The sequence below is a fragment of the Amycolatopsis sp. NPDC114478 genome (assembly GCF_055633805.1).
In genome coordinates, this window is the sequence record NZ_JBVKDO010000006.1 from 358,810 (window position 1) to 374,887 (window position 16,078).

The 16,078-nt window shown below is 71.7% G+C and carries 15 protein-coding genes; 2 read left to right on the forward strand and 13 right to left on the reverse strand.

The genetic code is table 11. From position 1 onward, the window contains the following. Nucleotides 1-78 precede the first annotated feature (78 nt). From ACZ7OH_RS20260 to rsmD, 12 genes are all read right to left on the reverse strand, one after another. Nucleotides 79-513, reverse strand: a complete 435-nt coding sequence (locus ACZ7OH_RS20260) for a helix-turn-helix domain-containing protein (RefSeq protein WP_372670481.1) — start codon at nt 511-513, stop codon at nt 79-81. Nucleotides 514-571: 58 nt separating this feature from the next. Beyond that, nucleotides 572-1,441 (reverse strand): bifunctional DNA-formamidopyrimidine glycosylase/DNA-(apurinic or apyrimidinic site) lyase, encoded by an 870-nt coding sequence (gene mutM, locus ACZ7OH_RS20265; RefSeq protein WP_470282155.1) that lies wholly within the window; start codon nt 1,439-1,441, stop codon nt 572-574. A 30-nt stretch (nt 1,442-1,471) separates the two neighbouring features. Beyond that, nucleotides 1,472-2,827 (reverse strand): polysaccharide lyase 6 family protein, encoded by a 1,356-nt coding sequence (locus ACZ7OH_RS20270; protein WP_470282156.1) that lies wholly within the window; start codon nt 2,825-2,827, stop codon nt 1,472-1,474. 89 nt (nt 2,828-2,916) lie between these two features. Then, nucleotides 2,917-3,666, reverse strand: coding sequence for a ribonuclease III (gene rnc, locus ACZ7OH_RS20275; RefSeq protein WP_400903443.1), 750 nt, complete (start codon nt 3,664-3,666; stop codon nt 2,917-2,919). Nucleotides 3,667-3,679: 13 nt separating this feature from the next. After that, nucleotides 3,680-3,862 carry a 50S ribosomal protein L32 gene (rpmF, locus tag ACZ7OH_RS20280; protein ID WP_013223689.1) on the reverse strand — a complete coding sequence of 61 codons (183 nt, stop codon included), beginning with the start codon at nt 3,860-3,862 and terminating at the stop codon, nt 3,680-3,682. An 89-nt stretch (nt 3,863-3,951) separates the two neighbouring features. Further along, entirely contained in the window at nt 3,952-4,539 is a 588-nt protein-coding gene (locus ACZ7OH_RS20285; RefSeq protein WP_470282157.1) for a YceD family protein, read from the reverse strand. A 104-nt stretch (nt 4,540-4,643) separates the two neighbouring features. Further along, a complete protein-coding gene (locus ACZ7OH_RS20290; RefSeq protein ID WP_470282158.1) occupies nt 4,644-5,372 on the reverse strand; it encodes a DivIVA domain-containing protein in 729 nt (242 codons plus the stop codon). 114 nt (nt 5,373-5,486) lie between these two features. Then, nucleotides 5,487-6,290 carry a hypothetical protein gene (locus ACZ7OH_RS20295; RefSeq protein WP_470282159.1) on the reverse strand — a complete coding sequence of 268 codons (804 nt, stop codon included), beginning with the start codon at nt 6,288-6,290 and terminating at the stop codon, nt 5,487-5,489. Beyond that, entirely contained in the window at nt 6,290-6,613 is a 324-nt protein-coding gene (locus ACZ7OH_RS20300) for a sigma-70 family RNA polymerase sigma factor (RefSeq protein ID WP_470282160.1), read from the reverse strand. Before ACZ7OH_RS20300 ends, ACZ7OH_RS20295 begins: the two co-directional genes overlap by 1 nt. A gap of 67 nt (nt 6,614-6,680) precedes the next feature. Then, nucleotides 6,681-7,382 carry a ribonuclease domain-containing protein gene (locus ACZ7OH_RS20305; RefSeq protein WP_470282161.1) on the reverse strand — a complete coding sequence of 234 codons (702 nt, stop codon included), beginning with the start codon at nt 7,380-7,382 and terminating at the stop codon, nt 6,681-6,683. Nucleotides 7,383-7,476: 94 nt separating this feature from the next. Next, complete coding sequence (gene coaD / locus ACZ7OH_RS20310) at nt 7,477-7,962, reverse strand: pantetheine-phosphate adenylyltransferase (protein ID WP_400903433.1); 486 nt, start codon at nt 7,960-7,962, stop codon at nt 7,477-7,479. Nucleotides 7,963-8,005: 43 nt separating this feature from the next. Beyond that, entirely contained in the window at nt 8,006-8,566 is a 561-nt protein-coding gene (rsmD, locus tag ACZ7OH_RS20315) for a 16S rRNA (guanine(966)-N(2))-methyltransferase RsmD (protein WP_470282162.1), read from the reverse strand. Between the two features lie 123 nt (nt 8,567-8,689). Between rsmD and ACZ7OH_RS20320 the strand changes: the two genes are divergently transcribed. Next, nucleotides 8,690-10,804, forward strand: a complete 2,115-nt coding sequence (locus tag ACZ7OH_RS20320) for a HelD family protein (RefSeq protein WP_470282163.1) — start codon at nt 8,690-8,692, stop codon at nt 10,802-10,804. Between the two features lie 175 nt (nt 10,805-10,979). Here ACZ7OH_RS20320 and ACZ7OH_RS20325 read toward each other — a convergent pair whose 3' ends face one another. Next, nucleotides 10,980-14,741 carry an nSTAND1 domain-containing NTPase gene (locus tag ACZ7OH_RS20325; RefSeq protein WP_470282164.1) on the reverse strand — a complete coding sequence of 1,254 codons (3,762 nt, stop codon included), beginning with the start codon at nt 14,739-14,741 and terminating at the stop codon, nt 10,980-10,982. A 176-nt stretch (nt 14,742-14,917) separates the two neighbouring features. Here ACZ7OH_RS20325 and ACZ7OH_RS20330 point away from each other — a divergent pair, with 176 nt between their 5' ends. Next, nucleotides 14,918-15,910 (forward strand): LLM class flavin-dependent oxidoreductase, encoded by a 993-nt coding sequence (locus tag ACZ7OH_RS20330; protein WP_470282165.1) that lies wholly within the window; start codon nt 14,918-14,920, stop codon nt 15,908-15,910. Nucleotides 15,911-16,078: the final 168 nt, after the last annotated feature.

A 16,078-nucleotide genomic window follows, 5' to 3' on the forward strand; every position in this document is an offset into this window, starting at 1 on the left:
CGAGCGCCCGGCCGTTCGGCCGCGGCGACCGCCACCCTCGGCTCCCGGCTCGGGCCGGCAGCCAGCGGAGCCGTCACCTCAGCCCTCCCTCTTCGGTGCGCCGCGACCCGCCTCCCTTCGGGCGATCGCGTCGATCATGTCGCTGATCGTGTCCAAGCCGTCCGAGGACAGCGTCACCGCTCGCAGTGCCAGGTCCCGGACCCCCGCGTCGCGCAGTGCTCCCAGCAGGGCCAGCTCTTCCGCGATCTTCGTGCTCTGCTCGTCGTCGAAGAAGTATGCCGGAGGGACTCCGAAGAACTGGGCCAGTGCCTCCAAGTGCCGCTTCGTCGGGTTGTCGCGGCGGCCCGTGCGCAGCTGCCACAAGTACGTCGTCGAGAAGCTCTCGCCCGTTGCCTCGCGGCACGCCTTCGCGACCTCTTCGTTGCTGTACGGCTCCCGATCGGGCCTGCGGACCACGTGGAACAGCCGGTCGATCTTGTCGGCCAGCGTCGACTTTCCGGGCTCCTTGACCACGATGCACTCCCTCAGCTGCCAGGCACATTCATCCTAGCTGAAAGCTGAACACCATTTATCAACGCAAGTTGGCGCGCGGCCGGGGTTGGCATCGCGGGCAGGAGAACGACGACCGGTTCATGAACGGCTCCCGCCGGATCGCCGTGCCGCAGCGGTGGCAGGGCATCCCTTCCTGGCCGTACGCGTCGAGCGAACGGTCGAAGTACCCCGATTGCCCGTTGACGTTCACGTACAACGCGTCGAACGACGTGCCGCCCGCGCCCAGCGCCGCGTTCATGACGTCCGACGCCGCCGACAGCAGCTCGCGCCCCTTCGCGAGCGTCAATTTCTCCGTCGGCCTGGCCCAGTGCAAGCGGGCGCGCCACAACGCCTCGTCCGCGTAGATGTTGCCGATGCCCGACACCAGCGTCTGGTCCAGCAGCGCGCGCTTGACCTCCGTGCGCCGCGATCGCAGCGCGCGCACCGCCGCGTCGAGGTCGAACGCCGGGTCCATCGGGTCGCGGGCGATGTGCGCGATCGTGTCCGGGAGCAGCACGTCGCTGCCGATGTCACTGAGGTCGTCGAGCGCGAGGCCGCCGAACGTCCGCTGGTCGACGAACCGCAGCTCCGGGCCGTCGTCGGCGAAGCGCAGCCGGACGCGCAGGTGCTTCTCGTCCGGCGCGCCCTCGGGCTGGACGAGCATCTGCCCGCTCATCCCGAGGTGCGCCAGCAACGCCTCCTTGTCGGACAGTTCCAGCCACAGGTACTTGCCGCGGCGCCGCGCCGCTTCGACGCGGGTGCCGACCAGCCGCTTCGTGAAGTCCTCCGCGCCCAGCGCGTGCCGGCGGATGGCGCGCGGGTGCAGGACCTCCGCCTCGCGGATGGTCCGGCCCGCGACGTGCGCCTGCAGGCCCAAGCGGACGACTTCGACCTCGGGGAGTTCGGGCATGCGGCCATTGTGCCCGGGAGGTCTGACAATTTACGGCGCGGTGGGTCCGACGTCGGCCTTCGTCAGGGGGACACGGGTCGTGCCCGACGCGAAGTACTCGTCCGCGCCGACGTCGTAGGCACCGCTGCGGGTCTGCAGGTCGAAGTCCTTCGCGGCGAACGGGTACGAACCCACGCCGGCGTCGATCGCCGGGCTGCCGGAAGCCAGCCGGTACAGCCCGGCCGCGTCCTTGACCAGCTTCGGATCCACCGACCGGGACGGGATCCCCGCGGTGCCGCCGGTCGTGATGTTGCCTTCGTACTTGACCGTCGACCCGCTCGGCAGCGTCACGAGCGTCCCCGCCGTCCCCTTGACGATGTTGTCCGCGACCACGCAGTCCTTCGGCTTGAAGGCGCCGCCGTCGCCGTCGATCACGCTGCTGCTGCCCAGCACGGTGTTGTACGCGACCGTTACGCGGTCCGGACGGTCGTGCAGCTTGCTCGTCGGCCCGCTGTCGGCCTCGTCGCCGGACCCGAACACGATCGCGCGGCCGCCGGAGTTCGCCACGTAGTTGTTGACGATCTTGTGGTCGTTTCCGTGGAACCGGATCCCCGAACCGAAGAGCAAGTTGCCTTCGACGGTGCTGCGGTTGCCGTGGCGCAGCACGATGTAGCCCCGGCTGTCGCGGATCGTGTTGTAGCGCACCACGTTGTCCGACGACTTGACCGAGATCGCCTCGCTGTCGCCGTCCGCTTTCTCGAACAGGTTGTTCTCGATCAGCGCGTTGGCCGGGTACGACTGGTGGTCGCTGAGGCCCAGCCTGATCGACTCACCACCGTTCGAACCGCTGAACTGGTGGTTGTAGAAGTAGTTGTGGTGCACGTGGACGCGCTTGGCCATCGCGCCGGACGGCCCGAGGATCTGCAGGAACACGCCCTGGGTGGTGCGGTTCTGGAAGACGTTGCGGTCGACGACGGTGTCGTCTCCGCTGACCGTGACCCAGTTGCCGTCGGTGGTGAGCTGGAAGTCGTTGCGGGTCAGGCGGTTGCCCGACGCGCCGGCCGGGACGCTCAGCTTGGCGCTGCCCCGGAACTTGAACCCCTGCAGCACGACGTTCGAGACGCCGCTCGCGAAGGCGAACGTCTTCGAGCCGGTGATCGTCGCCTGGCCGGTGTGCTCGGCGGCGACGGTCACCGGCGCGGTGGACGTGCCGGACCGATTGATCGACAGCGTCGAGCCCGCGGAGTAGGAGCCGTCGGCGAGCACGATCGTGTCGCCGGGGTTCGCCTTGTCCATCGCGGACTGCAGCGCCGAAAGCGACGTGACGCGGACCTGCGCGGCCGAAGCCGCCGGTCCGGGCACGACGAGCAGCGCCGCCGCGATCAAGGGGATGAAGAACAGACGCATTCCGCCAACCTCTCAGTCAGGTACGAGCGCGGCGGATCGCCACACGCTACTGAGCGGTTCGGGAAATCGTCAACGGAGGTTCCCGGTGATCAGGACTCCGTGTCGTCCTTCTTCTCGGCCTCGAGTTCGGCGGACAGCGAGCGCCACGCCGTCTCGGCGGCCTTCTGCTCGGCTTCCTTCTTCGTCGAGCCGGTGCCGTGCCCGAGGGGACGGCCGGCGACGAGCACCGTGGCCGTGAACTCCTTGCGGTGGTCCGGCCCGGTGTCCTCGACCTTGTACTCGGGCACGCCGAGACCGGCCGACGCCGTCAGCTCCTGCAGGCTCGTCTTCCAGTCGAGGCCGGCACCGCGCAGCGGCGCTTCGGCGAGCAGGCCGTCGAAGAGGTGGTGCACGAGCTTGCGCGCGATCTCGATGCCGTGTTCGAGGTAGACGGCACCGATGACGGCTTCGAGGCCGTCCGCGAGGATGCTCGCCTTGTCCCGGCCGCCGGTGAGCTCTTCGCCCTTGCCGAGCAGCAGGTGCGCCCCGAGCCCGCCCTCGCCCAGCCCGCGGGCGACCCGCGCCAGCGCGTGCATGTTGACGACGCTGGCGCGGAGCTTCGCGAGCTGACCTTCGGGCAGGTCGGGGTGCGTGGTGTAGAGGTGGTCGGTGACGACCAGGCCGAGCACCGCGTCACCGAGGAACTCGAGCCGCTCGTTCGGCGGCAGACCCCCGTTTTCGTACGCGTACGAACGGTGGGTCAGCGACAGCCGGAGCAGCTCGGGGTCGAGTGTGACCCCGAGCGCTTCGAGCAACGGCGCCGGATCGGCGGGTGGTCCCCCGGGCGTCTTGCCCCCCATGTCGGCTACCCGATCAGGCGGGCTCGACGACCTGGCGGCCGTTGTGCTGGCCGCACGACGGGCACGCGATGTGCTGGAGCTTCGGCTGCTTGCAGGCGCGGTTGGAGCAGGGCACCAGCTGCACCGGAGCCGCCTTCCACTGGCTGCGGCGGGAGCGCGTGTTGGATCGCGACATCTTCCGCTTCGGGACGGCCACGAGTAGATCTCCTTAAGACGGTCTGCTCGCGGTCGTGCGAGCGAACTTTCTCACCGGATCGAGCTGGGGCGCTCGTCAGGTTTGCTTCTTCAGCTGGGCCCAGGCTTTTCGCCCGCATTCTCGTCGAAACGCTCGACCAGTGCGGCCCACCGAGGGTCTATCTTCTCATGCCCGTGTCCGGGCTCGAGATCGGCCCACTTGACGCCGCAGTCGATGCAGAGCCCGGCGCAGTCTTCGGTGCACAGCGGCGCCAGCGGGAGGGCCAGCACGATCGCGTCGCGCACGGTGGGCTCGAGGTCGATCCGGTCGTCGACCAGCCGGGGGATCTCGTCCTCGTCGGTGGTCTCCTCCGTGGCCGACCCCGGGTAGGCGAACAGCTCCTGGACCTCGACCTCGACCTCTTCGGTGATGGGGTCGAGGCACCGGGCGCAGGTGCCCTTCGCGATCGCCTTGGCGGTGCCGCTGACCAGCACGCCTTCGACGACGGACTCGAGCAGCAGGTCGAGTTCCAGCTCGGAGCCGGCTTCGATGGTGATGACATCGGGGACGCCGAGCGGCGTCTCCACCGGCACGCTGCGCGTGAGGGCGCGGCTGAGACCGGCGTGACGGCCGAGCTCACGGGTGTCGATCACCCACGGGCTGCGGTCGTCGAGCTGGGGGGTCTTGTTCTCGGACATCCAGTCCAGGGTACGCACCGGGTGCCACCTCTTTCGAGCTGGCACCCCGCTGGTCGGCAGGCCCCCGCGTCAGACGGAGGCCGGCCGCGCGGCTGAGAGGCTCGTCACACCTGGTAGTCGTACAGCGTCGGGCGCCCGCCCGAACTCGGCAGGTTCGCCGGCGACCTCAAGTGGTTGCGCCCCGAGTCGACCGTTCGCAGGGTCGTCGCCAGCAGCTCCGAGAACTCCGCCAGCTTCCCGTCCACGTACGCGTCGCAGTCCGCCCGCTGGCGGTCGGCCTCCGCGTGCGCCTCGTCGACGATGCGTGCCGACTCCGCGTGCGCCGCCTGGACGACCTCGGTCTGCGCGACCAGCCGGCCCTGCTCGGCACGGCCGTCTTCGATCGCCCGGTCGTACGCGTCGCGGCCGGCCTGGATCATGCGCTCGGACTCCGCCCGGGAGCGGTCCGTGAGGTTCTGGTACTCCGCCTGGCCCGCCGCCACCGCGCGGTCGGCCTGGTCGTGCGCGTCGGCGAGCATCTGCTCGGCCCGCGCCCGCGCGTCGGCCAGGATGCGCTCCGCCTCGTCCGTCGCCTCCGCGATCGCGCGCTCGGCCTCGGCGTTCGCCCCCGCGACCGTCTCCCCCGCCTCCTTGCGGGCGGCGTGGATCAGGTCGTCGCGCTTGTCGAGGACGTCCTGCGCGTCGTCGACCTCCGCGGGCAGCGCGTCGCGGACGTCGTCGAGGAGTTCGAGCACGTCGCCGCGGGGCACCACGCAGCTGGACGTCATCGGGACGCCGCGCGCCTCCTCGACGATGGTGACGAGCTCGTCGAGCGCCTCGAAAACCCGGTACACGGCAACTCCAATCCCCTGTCGCTGACATCAGTCTGCCCGTTTTCCGCGCGGAACCGGTGAACGCCACCGGCACCGGGCGTGTCCCCCTGGACCACACCCGGTGCCGGCGTCCCCCTACTGGGCGACGAAGCCCGGATCGGTGACGAGCGCGATCAGCTGCCGGTCGTCGAGCACGAGCCCGTCCCCAGCGGGGGCGTCGATCGGCGGAGCGGGGATGCCCAGCTCGGCCGCCGTCATCGGGGGGACCCGCCCGAGGTCGCTGACGTCGACGGAGGTCCCGTCGACGCGGTAGTGGGCGGCCGCGCGCCCGGCCACCGTGGTGGACGGCGGCCCGCCCGGCAGTCCTCCTTCGGAGACTTCCGAGATCACGACCGTGCTGCCGTCCGGCTGGGAGATCTTGTCGCAGCGCATCCGGCCGCCCGGCGGGCACGCCTCCGCCACCGGCCGCGTGTTCCGCGCCACCGTGAGCTTCCCCAGGATCGCGAGGGTGAAGGCGTGTCCCTTCCCCTCGTGGTCGACGAAGGAGATGCTCGTGCTCATCTCGTCGGCGTGCAGCTCACCACCCATGCTGTAGAAGCTGTCGATGACGATCTTGCGCGCGCCGGGGATCACGCCGGGCAGCACTTCCTTCAGGTGGGCCATGTTCCGCCGCTCCAGCGGGGTCTGCGGCTGCTGCGGCGGCTTCACGACGATCTCGGGCGGCAGGTAGGTCGTCGCCGGGGGCGCGGGCGGCGGGGGCGACGGCCGCAGCGCCACCACCGCCGCGCCGGCGATCCCCAGCGTCACGACCACGGTCGCCACGGTCGCGCGGCGGGTGCGCTGCCGCTTCGCCGCCTTCGTCACTACGTCGTCGGGGTCGAACCCCAGGGGCGGCTCGGCGAACGACACCTCGCGCAGCCGCGTCTCCAGGTCGGTCATCACGCGCTCCTCTCGGCGGCCTCGAGCCGCTTCAGCTCCGCGCGCAGGGCTTCGAGCCCGCGCGCGGTCTGGCTCCGGACGGTTCCTTCGGAGCAGCGCAGTGCCTTCGCGACCTCGGCGACCGGGAGGTCGGCGCAGTAGCGGAGCACGACGGCGGCGCGCTGCTTCGGCGGAACCCCGGCGAGGGCGCGGAGGACGAGCGCGACCTGGACGAGGTCTTCGGCCAGGTGCCAGTCGCCGCACAGGAGGAACGCCGTCCGCCGCAGCGGCAGCGCCCGTTCCCTGGCGAACTCCCGGAACCCCGCCTCGTCCCCAGGCCGCATCGCGCCTCCCCGTCCGATGTTCCCCCGGTACTCACGGACGAGGGGGCGCGGCGCGTTGCACGGGAGCTCAGGAATTCAGGTCGATCCGCTTGAAAGTGGCGTAGTGGTCGGGCGTGTAGGCGAGCTCGCCCGCCTTGCCGGAGATCACGCGGTCGTTCGTGCCGACGGCGAAGAGCTGGTAGTAGCCCGACGCGCAGGCCGGGAGCACGCCTTCGCGGTTCTCGTACGTCGTGCCGGTGGAGGCGCCGCCGCGGACGTTGTTCACCACGGTCTTCGCGGCCGACGAGAGCTGCGAGTAGCCGATCTTGGCCAGGCCGGACAGGTCGCCGCAGGCGTGCGTCGTGCCGCCGCCGGAGACGTCGATGACCTTGAACGTCGCGTAGTGGTCGCCGGTGTAGAAGTACTCGCCGCCCGAGCCGGTGATGATGCGCCGCGTGCCGCGGTTGCTCGCGCCGGGTGTCGGGACCGTGTACTCGTGGTAGTAGCCCGACGCGCAGGACGGGAGGACGCCTTCGCGGTTGTCGAAGACGACGCCGTCGTTCCGCGGGTACGGGAAGGGGCCGCCCTTCTGGATCAGGTTGTACGTCGTCGTCGCCTCGGCGGGCAGGGCCGAGAGCGTCGTGTGCGAGAACCCGGACAGGTTGCCGCACGCGTTCTGCGCGGCGACCGCGCGTGAGTTCGTCACCGCTTCGGCGGCGGTGACCCCCATGGACAACGTGGCCAGGAGCGCGAAAAGGATCGCGACCAGGCGTGATCGGTTGTTGGTCATTTTCGGACCGTAATCCGATCGGATGATCACCAGAAGGCGAGAATGTGAACTCGCGCGGCAGCGGCCGCAAGTCCCGACGAACGTAGGGGGCCGATCAGCGGCCGAGCTTCGGGAACTTCTCCGAGAGCCGCTCGTAGACCACCGCCGGGACCAGGTGCTCGATGTCGCCGCCGAGGGCCGCGACCTCCTTCACCAGCGAGCTGGACACGAACCCGTACGCCGGGTTGTTCGCCATCAGCAGTGTCTCGACGCCGGTCAGCTCGCGGTTCATCTGGGCCATCTGCAGCTCGTAGTCGAAGTCGCTGACCGACCGCAGGCCCTTGGCGACCGCCGCGATGTCGTTCTCGCGGCAGTAGTCGACCAGCAGGCCCTCCCACGAGTCGACGCGCACGTTCGGCAGCTTCGAGGTGATCTCGCGCAGCATGTCCAGGCGCTCTTCGACCTCGAAGAGGCCTTTCTTGCTCTTGTTCACCCCCACCGCGACGACGACCTCGTCGAACAGCACGCTGGCCCGTTCGATGATGTCGAGGTGGCCGTTGGTGGCCGGATCGTAGGAACCGGGACAGACCGCACGCCGCATGGCGCGGACGCTACCGTGCCGCACCCGGTTTCCGCCGCGTGGCTCACGCCACAGGCGTGTATTCGGCCCAGAAGACCGCCGTGTCGCCGTACTTCTTCTCACGCGTGGGTTCGAAGCCCGCGGGCCACGCGGGCGCGCCGTCGCGGGCCGCGCGTTCGATCACCACCAGCGCCGACGGCCCCAGCCAGCCGCCCGCCGCCAGCGCCGTCAGCACCTTGCCCAGCGCGGCCGCGTCGACGGCGTACGGCGGGTCCGCCAGCACCAGGTCGAACGGAGAGGGCGCGGGCGCCGCGACGACCGCCTCGACCTGCCCGGCGCGGACGGCGCCGCCCAGGCCGAGTGCCGCGACGTTGCCGCGCAGGACCTCCACCGCGCGCCGGTCGGCCTCCACGAACAGCGCGTCCGCCGCGCCGCGGGAGAGCGCTTCGAGGCCGAGCGCGCCGGAGCCCGCGTAGAGGTCGAGGACGTGGGCGCCGGCCACCTCGCCCGCCGTCTCCAGGGCGTTGAACAGGGCTTCCCGCACGCGCTCCGACGTCGGCCGGGTGCCCTTCGGCGGCACCTTCAGCCGCCGCCCGCCCGCCGTCCCGGCCACGATCCTGGTCACCCCCTGATTGTGCGGGGATGACACGGCGCACTGATGGCCGGGACATCGGTGTGCCCGCCGGAGCCAACGCGTAGAGTCGTTCTTCGCCCTCGGAGGCGATCCAGAGCTGTCAAGGAGCCATGCGTGTCGGAACCTCGGGTCAGACGGGCCGAGATCGCCATCGAACAAGCCCACGTCGATCGCGTGTACACCCGTCTGGACGAACTGCGCGCCCAAGCCGAGGCGATGCGCACCAAGGGCTACGAGATCGGCCAGGGCGCGCAGCGCGAGGCGATCTTCGAGCAGGCGTCGATGCTGTTCGAGCGCGACATGATGGTCTACCACGCGAACCAGACGCTCCAGTCGCTCGACGCCGAGTACGAGGGGCTCGTCTTCGGCCGGCTCGACGACCGCGAAGGGGAACGCACCTACGTCGGCCGGCTCGGCATCCGCGACGCCGAGTTCGACAACCTCGTCACGGACTGGCGCGCGCCGGCCGCGGCCGCGTTCTACCAGGCCACCGCCGAAGAGCCGATGGACGTCGTACGGCGGCGCGTGATCCGCTGCTCGGGCCAGAACGTCCTCGACGTCGACGACGACGTCCTGATCGCCGACGCCGTCCCCGAAGACATGCAGATCGTCGGCGAAGGCGCGCTGATGGCCGCGCTGGGGCGCTCGCGCGGCGAGAAGATGCGCGACATCGTCGCGACCATCCAGAAGGAGCAGGACGAGGTCATCCGGGCGCCGTGGCGCGGGGTCACCGAGATCACCGGCGGGCCGGGCACCGGCAAGACCGCCGTCGCCCTGCACCGCGCGGCCTACCTCCTCTACCGCTACCGCCGTCAGCTCGGCGGGGCCGGAGTGCTCGTGATCGGGCCGTCGGGCGTGTTCACCAGCTACATCTCGCGCGTCCTCCCCTCGATGGGGGAGACGAACGTCGAGCTGCGCGCGCTCGGCGAGGTCCTCGACGGCCTGGAGGCGACCCGGCAGGACGCGGCGCCGCTGGCCGCCATCAAGGGGTCGCTGCGGATGCGCAAGATCCTGCTGCGGGCCCTGCGGGACACCCCGCCGGAGGCGCCGGAGGAGATGCGGATCGTCTACCGCGGCGAAGTCCTGAAGCTGAACGCGCGCGAGCTGGAGAAGGTGCGCCGCAAGGCCCACACGCAGGGCGCGCCGCCGAACCGGTCGCGGATCCGGGCGGCGGAGATGCTGCTCGACGCGCTGGCGGCGAAGGCCGAGGAGTACGCGAAGGCCGACGGCAAGCAGCTCGACCGCGCCGAGCTGATCACCGACCTCGGCGAGCGGATCGACTTCCACCGGTTCCTGGTCGTGTGGTGGCCGGTGCTGTACCCGGCGCAGATCCTCAAGTGGCTCGGCGAGGAGAAGCGGCTGGCGTCGGTGGCGAAGGGCGTCCTGAACCGGCAGGAGATCTCGCTGCTGGCGGCGGACCTGGCGGACCGCTCGCGGGGCTGGTCGATCGCGGACGTCGCGCTGCTCGACGAGCTGCGCGTGCTGATCGGGCCGCCGCCGAAGCGCAAGCGCCGCCAGATGATCGAGGCGGAGCCGGAGCGCTCGGGCGGGGCGCCGACGCGGCCGGAGCACTACGACGAGTACTCGCACGTCGTCGTCGACGAGTCGCAGGACCTGTCGCCGATGCAGTGGCGGATGGTCGGGCGGCGCGGCAAGTACGCGAGCTGGACGGTCGTCGGCGACCCCGTGCAGAGCTCGTGGCCGGACCCGGCGGAGGCGGCCCAGGCGCGCGACCAGGCGTTCGGCGTGAAGACGGCCCGGCGGCGGTTCACGCTGCGGACGAACTACCGGAACTCGGCGGAGATCTTCGACCTCGCGGCGAAGGTGGTCGCGGGCCACGCGGAGGCGGGCGAGCTGCCGGTGGCGGTGCGCAAGACGGGCGTCGAGCCGGAGGTCCGCCCGGTCGAGGCGGCCGGCCTGGCGGCCGCGACGCAGGCGGCGGTGAAGGAGCTGCTCGGCGCGGTCGAGGGCACGGTCGGCGTCATCACGGCGATGGACCGGGTGCCGGAGGTCGCGGGCTGGGTCTCGGGCCAGGTGGACGAGCGGCTCAAGGTCGTCGGCAGCCTGGACTCGAAGGGCTTGGAGTACGACGCGGTGGTGCTCGTGGAGCCGAACGACTTGATCGTCGAGTCGACGACCGGCCGGCGGGTGCTGTACGTGGCCCTGACCCGCGCGACGCAGCAGCTGATCGTGCTGGCCTCGAACCCCGACTGGATCCCGGCCGCCTGACACGCTGAAGGGCTCCTCCGAGGGCGGGATGCGGGGGCTCCCGCCCTTGAAGGAGCCCTTCAGACCCCCGGTGAAGAAACGTCTCGCGGACGGACGCCGTCCGAGGGCATGTCTAGTGGACAAAAGTTGTTCGGTGTCCGCGCGCCGGCACCGAACAACAACGCCGAACAACTCGTTATGAACACGGCAGGGCGTAGTCGATGCCCGGCAGGCTCGCCGACCACTCCGCTTCGGTGATCCGGGGCGCCGCGACGGCACAGATCCGGTCGGCCGCCCGGTCAGGATCGGACTCCGAGAACCGTACCTTCCCGTCCGCGACCGCGCCCGCCAGCGTGTGGCCGTCCGGGGCGAACTGGACGGCGTAGACCCGGTCCGCTTCCTCAGGCAGCGTCGCGTACGGCTCGGCGCGGGCGACGTCCCACAGCCGGATCGTGCGGTCGTAGCTGCCGGACGCCAGCACCCGGCCGTCGCCGCTGAAGGACACCCCCATGACGATGTCGGTGTGCCCGGCGAGGACCGCCGACACCCGCGCGGCGGCGGGGTCCGCGACCGACCACAGGCGCACGACGCGGTCGGCGCCCGCCGTCGCCAGCGTGCGGCCGTCCGGGCTGAACGCGACCGAGAAGATCGTGTCGGTGTGCCCTTCGAGCTTGGCCAGCGGCCGCGGGGCCCGGGGCGCCGAGACGTCCCAGAGCCGCGCGGTGTGGTCCCAGCTGCCGCTGGCCAATGTCCGGCCGTCGGGACTGAAGGCGAGCGTGTGGACGTCGTCGTCGTGCCCCTGCAGCTTCGCGATCTCGACCGGGTGCAGGCGGTCGGCGAGGTCCCAGAGCCGGACGGTGTGGCCGTCGCCCGCCGTCGCGAGAACCTTGCCGTCCGGGCTGAACGCGACCGCGTCGATCTCGTCGTGCGGCCGGGAGAACACCGTCGGCGGCCCGGGGTGGGCCGGGTCGGTGATGTCCCGCAGCGCCATCGTGTGGTCCCAGCTGCCGGTGGCCAGCGTGCGGCCGTCCGGGCTGATCGCGACGCCGCAGACCGCGTCGCCGAAGCCGCCGATCGTGGCGACCGTCCGGGGCGCGCCCGGGTCGGCGAGGTCGTGCAGCCGCACCACCTGGTCGTAGCCGCCGGTCGCGAGCACCCCGCGGCCGAACGCTTCGTGGCACGCCCGCGCCGTGTGGGCGGGCAGGGCCGGGCCGGGCAGGTCCCAGAGCCGGGCGGACTGGTCGTCGCTGGCCGTGGCGAGCGTGCGCCCGTCGCGGCTGAACACCACCGACCCGACGGCGCCGATGTGCCCGGGCAGCGACTGCAGCTCCCGCGGCTGCCGCGGATCGGCGACGTCCCACAGCCGCGCGGTCCGGTCGAAGCCGGTCGTGGCCAGGGTGTCCCCGTCGGGACCGAACGCGACCGACCGGACGATCGCCTTGTGCGCGCCGAGCGACGCCAGCTGCGCCGGCGCGGCGGGATCGGTGACGTCCCACAGGCGCGCGGTCTGGTCGGCGCTCGCCGTGGCGAGGGTGTGCCCGTCGCGGCTGAAGGCGACCGAGTGCACGACGTCGGTGTGCCCGGTCGCGACGCCGAGCGGGCGCCCCCCGGCGACGTCCCACAGGCGGGCGGTCTTGTCGGCGGACGCCGAGGCGAGCAGCCGCCCGTCCGGGCTGAACGCGAGGTTGTTGACGTAGGACGTGTGCCCGGTCAGCTCCCCCGCCGGCCGCGGGTGGCGCGGGTCGGAGGTGTCGTACAGCCGGAGCGCGCCGGTGACGTCGCCGGTCACCAGCAGCGGCGCGACCGGGCTGAAGGCGACCGCGTAGGACTTGCCTTCGTGCTGCTCGACGATCATCCCCGGACCCGGCCGAGCCGGGTCGCCGACGTCCCAGACCCGGGCGGTGCCGTCGAACCCGGCGGTGGCGACGGTCCGGCCGTCGGCGCTGAAGGCGACGTTGTTGACGTTGCCGGTGTGGCCGGTCAGCACGCCCAGCGGCACCGGGTGGTGCGGGTCGTGGACGTCCCACAGGCGGGCGGTGCCGTCCCAGCTCGCGGTCGCGAGGACGCGGCCGTCCGGGCGCAGCGCGACGGTGTTGACCCGGCCGGTGTGCCCGGTGACGCGGGTCGAATACGGCGTCGCGAACACCCCGAGCACGCTGCTGCGCGCTTCGGCGCTCGGGTCGAGGCGGTACGCGGCGAGCGCGAGCTGCGCGGCCAGCGCGGGGTTGGTGGCGCGCATGGCCAGCGCCTGCCCGGCGACCTTCTGCGCGAGCGCGCTGTTGCGCTGGTCGGTCGCCGTGCTCTGCGCGTGCACGGCGAACGCGGTGGCCGCGACCGCGAACACCAGCAGCACGGCGAGCAGCGCGACGAGCTGCCGCAACCGCCGGGTGCGCCGGCGGTCGCGCTCCTTTTCGGCGTGCTCGGCGGCGAGGCTGGCGTCGAGGAACCGCCGTTCCCGCTGGGAAAGCGCGGTGTCCTGGCGCGCGGCCCACTCCCGCGCGACGGCCAGCCGGGTGCCGCGGTGCAGCCAGCCGGAGTCCTCGCCGACGGCCTCCCAGGCGTCGGTCGCCTCGGTGAGCTGGCGGTGCACGCGCAGGCCTTCGCGGTCTTCGGTGAGCCATTCGCGCAGCCGCGGCCAGCCGCGGATGAGGGCCTCGTGCGTGATCTCGATGCCGGTGTCGTCGAGGGTGACCAGGCGCGCGGCGGCGAGGCCGTCGAGCACGACAGCGGTGTCTTCGTCGTCGGTGTCGAGCTCGCCGCGGCCGATCCGGCGCTTGGTGTCTTCGGTGCCTTCGCCGAGCGCGGTCATCCGGAGGAAGACCTGCCGGGCCAGCCGCTGCTGGCGCGGCGAGAACCGCGCGAAAGTGCTTTCCGACGTCTGCGCGATGGCCCGCTCGATGCCGCCGGTGGACTCGTACCCGGCCAGGGTGAGCGTGGTGCCGCGCCGGCGTCGCCACGTTTCGAGGAGGGCGTGCGAGAGCAGCGGCAGCACGCCCGGCCGGCCGGTGGCGTCCGCGACGAGCTGCGAGACGAGCGCCGTTTCGACGCGGTACCCGGCGTCGACGGCGGGCCGCGAGATCGCCTGCCGGAGCTCCTCGGTCGTCATCGGGCCGACGAGGACCTGCGCGTCCTGCATGGCTTCGGCGAGGTCCGCGTGCCGCGCGCAGTGGGTGTAGAAGTCGGTGCGAATGCCGAGGACGACCCGGGTCCGGCTGCCGGGCTCGGTGGTCGCGGTGACGAGCGCGTCGAGGAACCGCGCGCGTTCGCGCTCGTCCTGGCAGAGCGTGAAGACCTCTTCGAACTGGTCCACGACCAGGACGACGTCGGTGTCGTCCACTTCGGCGAGCTGCCGGGCGGCGAGGCCGAGGTTGCGCGGGTGCGCGGCGAAGTCGTCGAGCAGCGCGCCGGGCGCGAGGCCGAGCGCGGCGGCGAACTTCACGGCGCACTCCTGCAGTGGCCGGGCGCCCGGGGTGAGCAGGACGACCGGGTCCTTCACCGACGGCAGCAGACCCGCCCGCAGCAGCGACGACTTCCCGGAACCGGAGGCGCCGAGAACGGCGAGAAAACGCTGTCCCGAAAGCCGGGCGACGAGCTTTTCGACCAGCCGTTCGCGGCCGAAGAACCGGCTCGCATCGGCGGGGGTGAATGCGGCCAGCCCGACGTACGGCGGCTTTTCCCCGGTTTCCGGCTCGGGCGCGGCGGCCTCGTCCGGCCGCGTGCCGTCGGCGACGGCGTGCCAGCGCTCTTCCCATTCACCGGGCACCCCGCCGCAGGCCCGGACGTAGGCGAGGGTCACGGCCAGGCTGGGGAGCTTCCGCCCGCCGGCGGCCTCCGAAAGCGTCCCGGCCGAATAGTGCGCGCGCCGGCCGAGCTCGCGGTACGTCGGATTCCCGGCGCTTTCCCGCAACCGCCGAAGATCGGCGGCGAATCCGGTCAGCGGGTCGTCCCCGGGATCCAAGGGTCGCTCCGGACGCGGCACCCCGTCCTCCCTGTTCCGGTTTCCGTCCCACGGTATCGGCTCCCACGCCGGACCGGGCCCGTTCGGGGAAACCCGGCCGGCGCGTGAAGGCCGTCACAGCCGTCACCGCGGAGGAGCCGGGAAGCAATCGCGGCACCGGGGCGTTGGACCCGGTTGTGAGCTCACTGCCTGACGTGCCGCTGTCCGTGCTCGACCTGTCCCCCGTCTCGGAGGGGAACACCGTCGGCGAGACGCTGCGCAACACCCTGGACCTCGCCCGGCACGCGGAACGGCTGGGCTTCACCCGCTACTGGCTCGCCGAGCACCACAACATGCCCGGCATCGCCAGCTCGGCCACGGCCGTGCTGATCGGGCACGTCGCCGACGCGACCGAGCGGATCCGCGTCGGCTCGGGCGGGATCATGCTGCCCAACCACGCGCCGCTGGTCGTCGCCGAGCAGTTCGGCACCCTCGAGGCGTTCCACCCGGGCCGCATCGACCTCGGCATCGGCCGCGCGCCGGGCACCGACCAGCGGACGGCGCTGGCGCTGCGCGGCCCCGGCGGGCTGTCCGCGGACAACTTCCCGGAGCACCTGCAGGAGCTGATCGGCTACTTCACCCATTCGGAGGCCCGCGGCGTCAACGCGGTGGTCGCCGAGGGCAACCAGCCGCCGGTGTGGCTGCTCGGCTCGAGCGGCTTCAGCGCGCAGCTCGCCGGGCGGCTCGGGCTGCCGTTCTCGTTCGCCCACCACTTCGCGGCCGAGAACACGATCCCGGCGGTGCAGCTGTACCGCGAGAACTTCCGGCCGGGCGTGCTCGAGGAGCCGTACGTGATGCTCGGGGTGTCGGTCGTCGCGGCCGAGACGGACGAGCGCGCGCAGTTCCTGGCCGGCCCGTCCGGGCTGACGTTCCTGAGCCTGCGCCGGGGCCGCCCGATCGCGCTGCCGACGCCGGAGGAGGCGGCCGAGTACCCGTACACGGAGATCGACCGCGCGTTCCTGGCCGACCGCTTCGGCTCGAGCATCATCGGCTCGCCGGAGACGGTCCACAAGGGACTGGAGCAGCTGCTCGCCGACACGGACGCGAACGAGCTGATGGTCACGACCATGGTTCACGGGCACGCCGACCGGGTCCGGTCCTACGAGCTGCTGGCCGGCCTCAAGTCCTGAAAGACGCACCGAAGGGCACCTTCGTCCCGCGGGAGGCGATGGAGGTGCCCTTCCGCGCGTCCGGTGTTACAAAGGTGCCCTTCCCCCACTTCCGACAGCCGGGTCGGTATTTTCTTTTCCTTCTTTGACAACAAGATCCGGTCCGTTTGTCAGTGCCGGACAAGAAAT

What these genes read in the sequence shown, in the direction of transcription:
- ACZ7OH_RS20270 (WP_470282156.1), bottom strand. Translation starts at nt 2,827, where the DNA reads ATGCGTCTGTTCTTCATCCCCTTGATCGCGGCGGCGCTGCTCGTCGTG.
- ACZ7OH_RS20300 (WP_470282160.1), bottom strand. Translation starts at nt 6,613, where the DNA reads ATGCGGCCTGGGGACGAGGCGGGGTTCCGGGAGTTCGCCAGGGAACGG.
- ACZ7OH_RS20305 (WP_470282161.1), bottom strand. Translation starts at nt 7,382, where the DNA reads ATGACCAACAACCGATCACGCCTGGTCGCGATCCTTTTCGCGCTCCTG.
- ACZ7OH_RS20295 (WP_470282159.1), bottom strand. Translation starts at nt 6,290, where the DNA reads ATGACCGACCTGGAGACGCGGCTGCGCGAGGTGTCGTTCGCCGAGCCG.
- ACZ7OH_RS20285 (WP_470282157.1), bottom strand. Translation starts at nt 4,539, where the DNA reads ATGTCCGAGAACAAGACCCCCCAGCTCGACGACCGCAGCCCGTGGGTG.
- mutM (WP_470282155.1), bottom strand. Translation starts at nt 1,441, where the DNA reads ATGCCCGAACTCCCCGAGGTCGAAGTCGTCCGCTTGGGCCTGCAGGCG.
- rnc (WP_400903443.1), bottom strand. Translation starts at nt 3,666, where the DNA reads ATGGGGGGCAAGACGCCCGGGGGACCACCCGCCGATCCGGCGCCGTTG.
- coaD (WP_400903433.1), bottom strand. Translation starts at nt 7,962, where the DNA reads ATGCGGCGTGCGGTCTGTCCCGGTTCCTACGATCCGGCCACCAACGGC.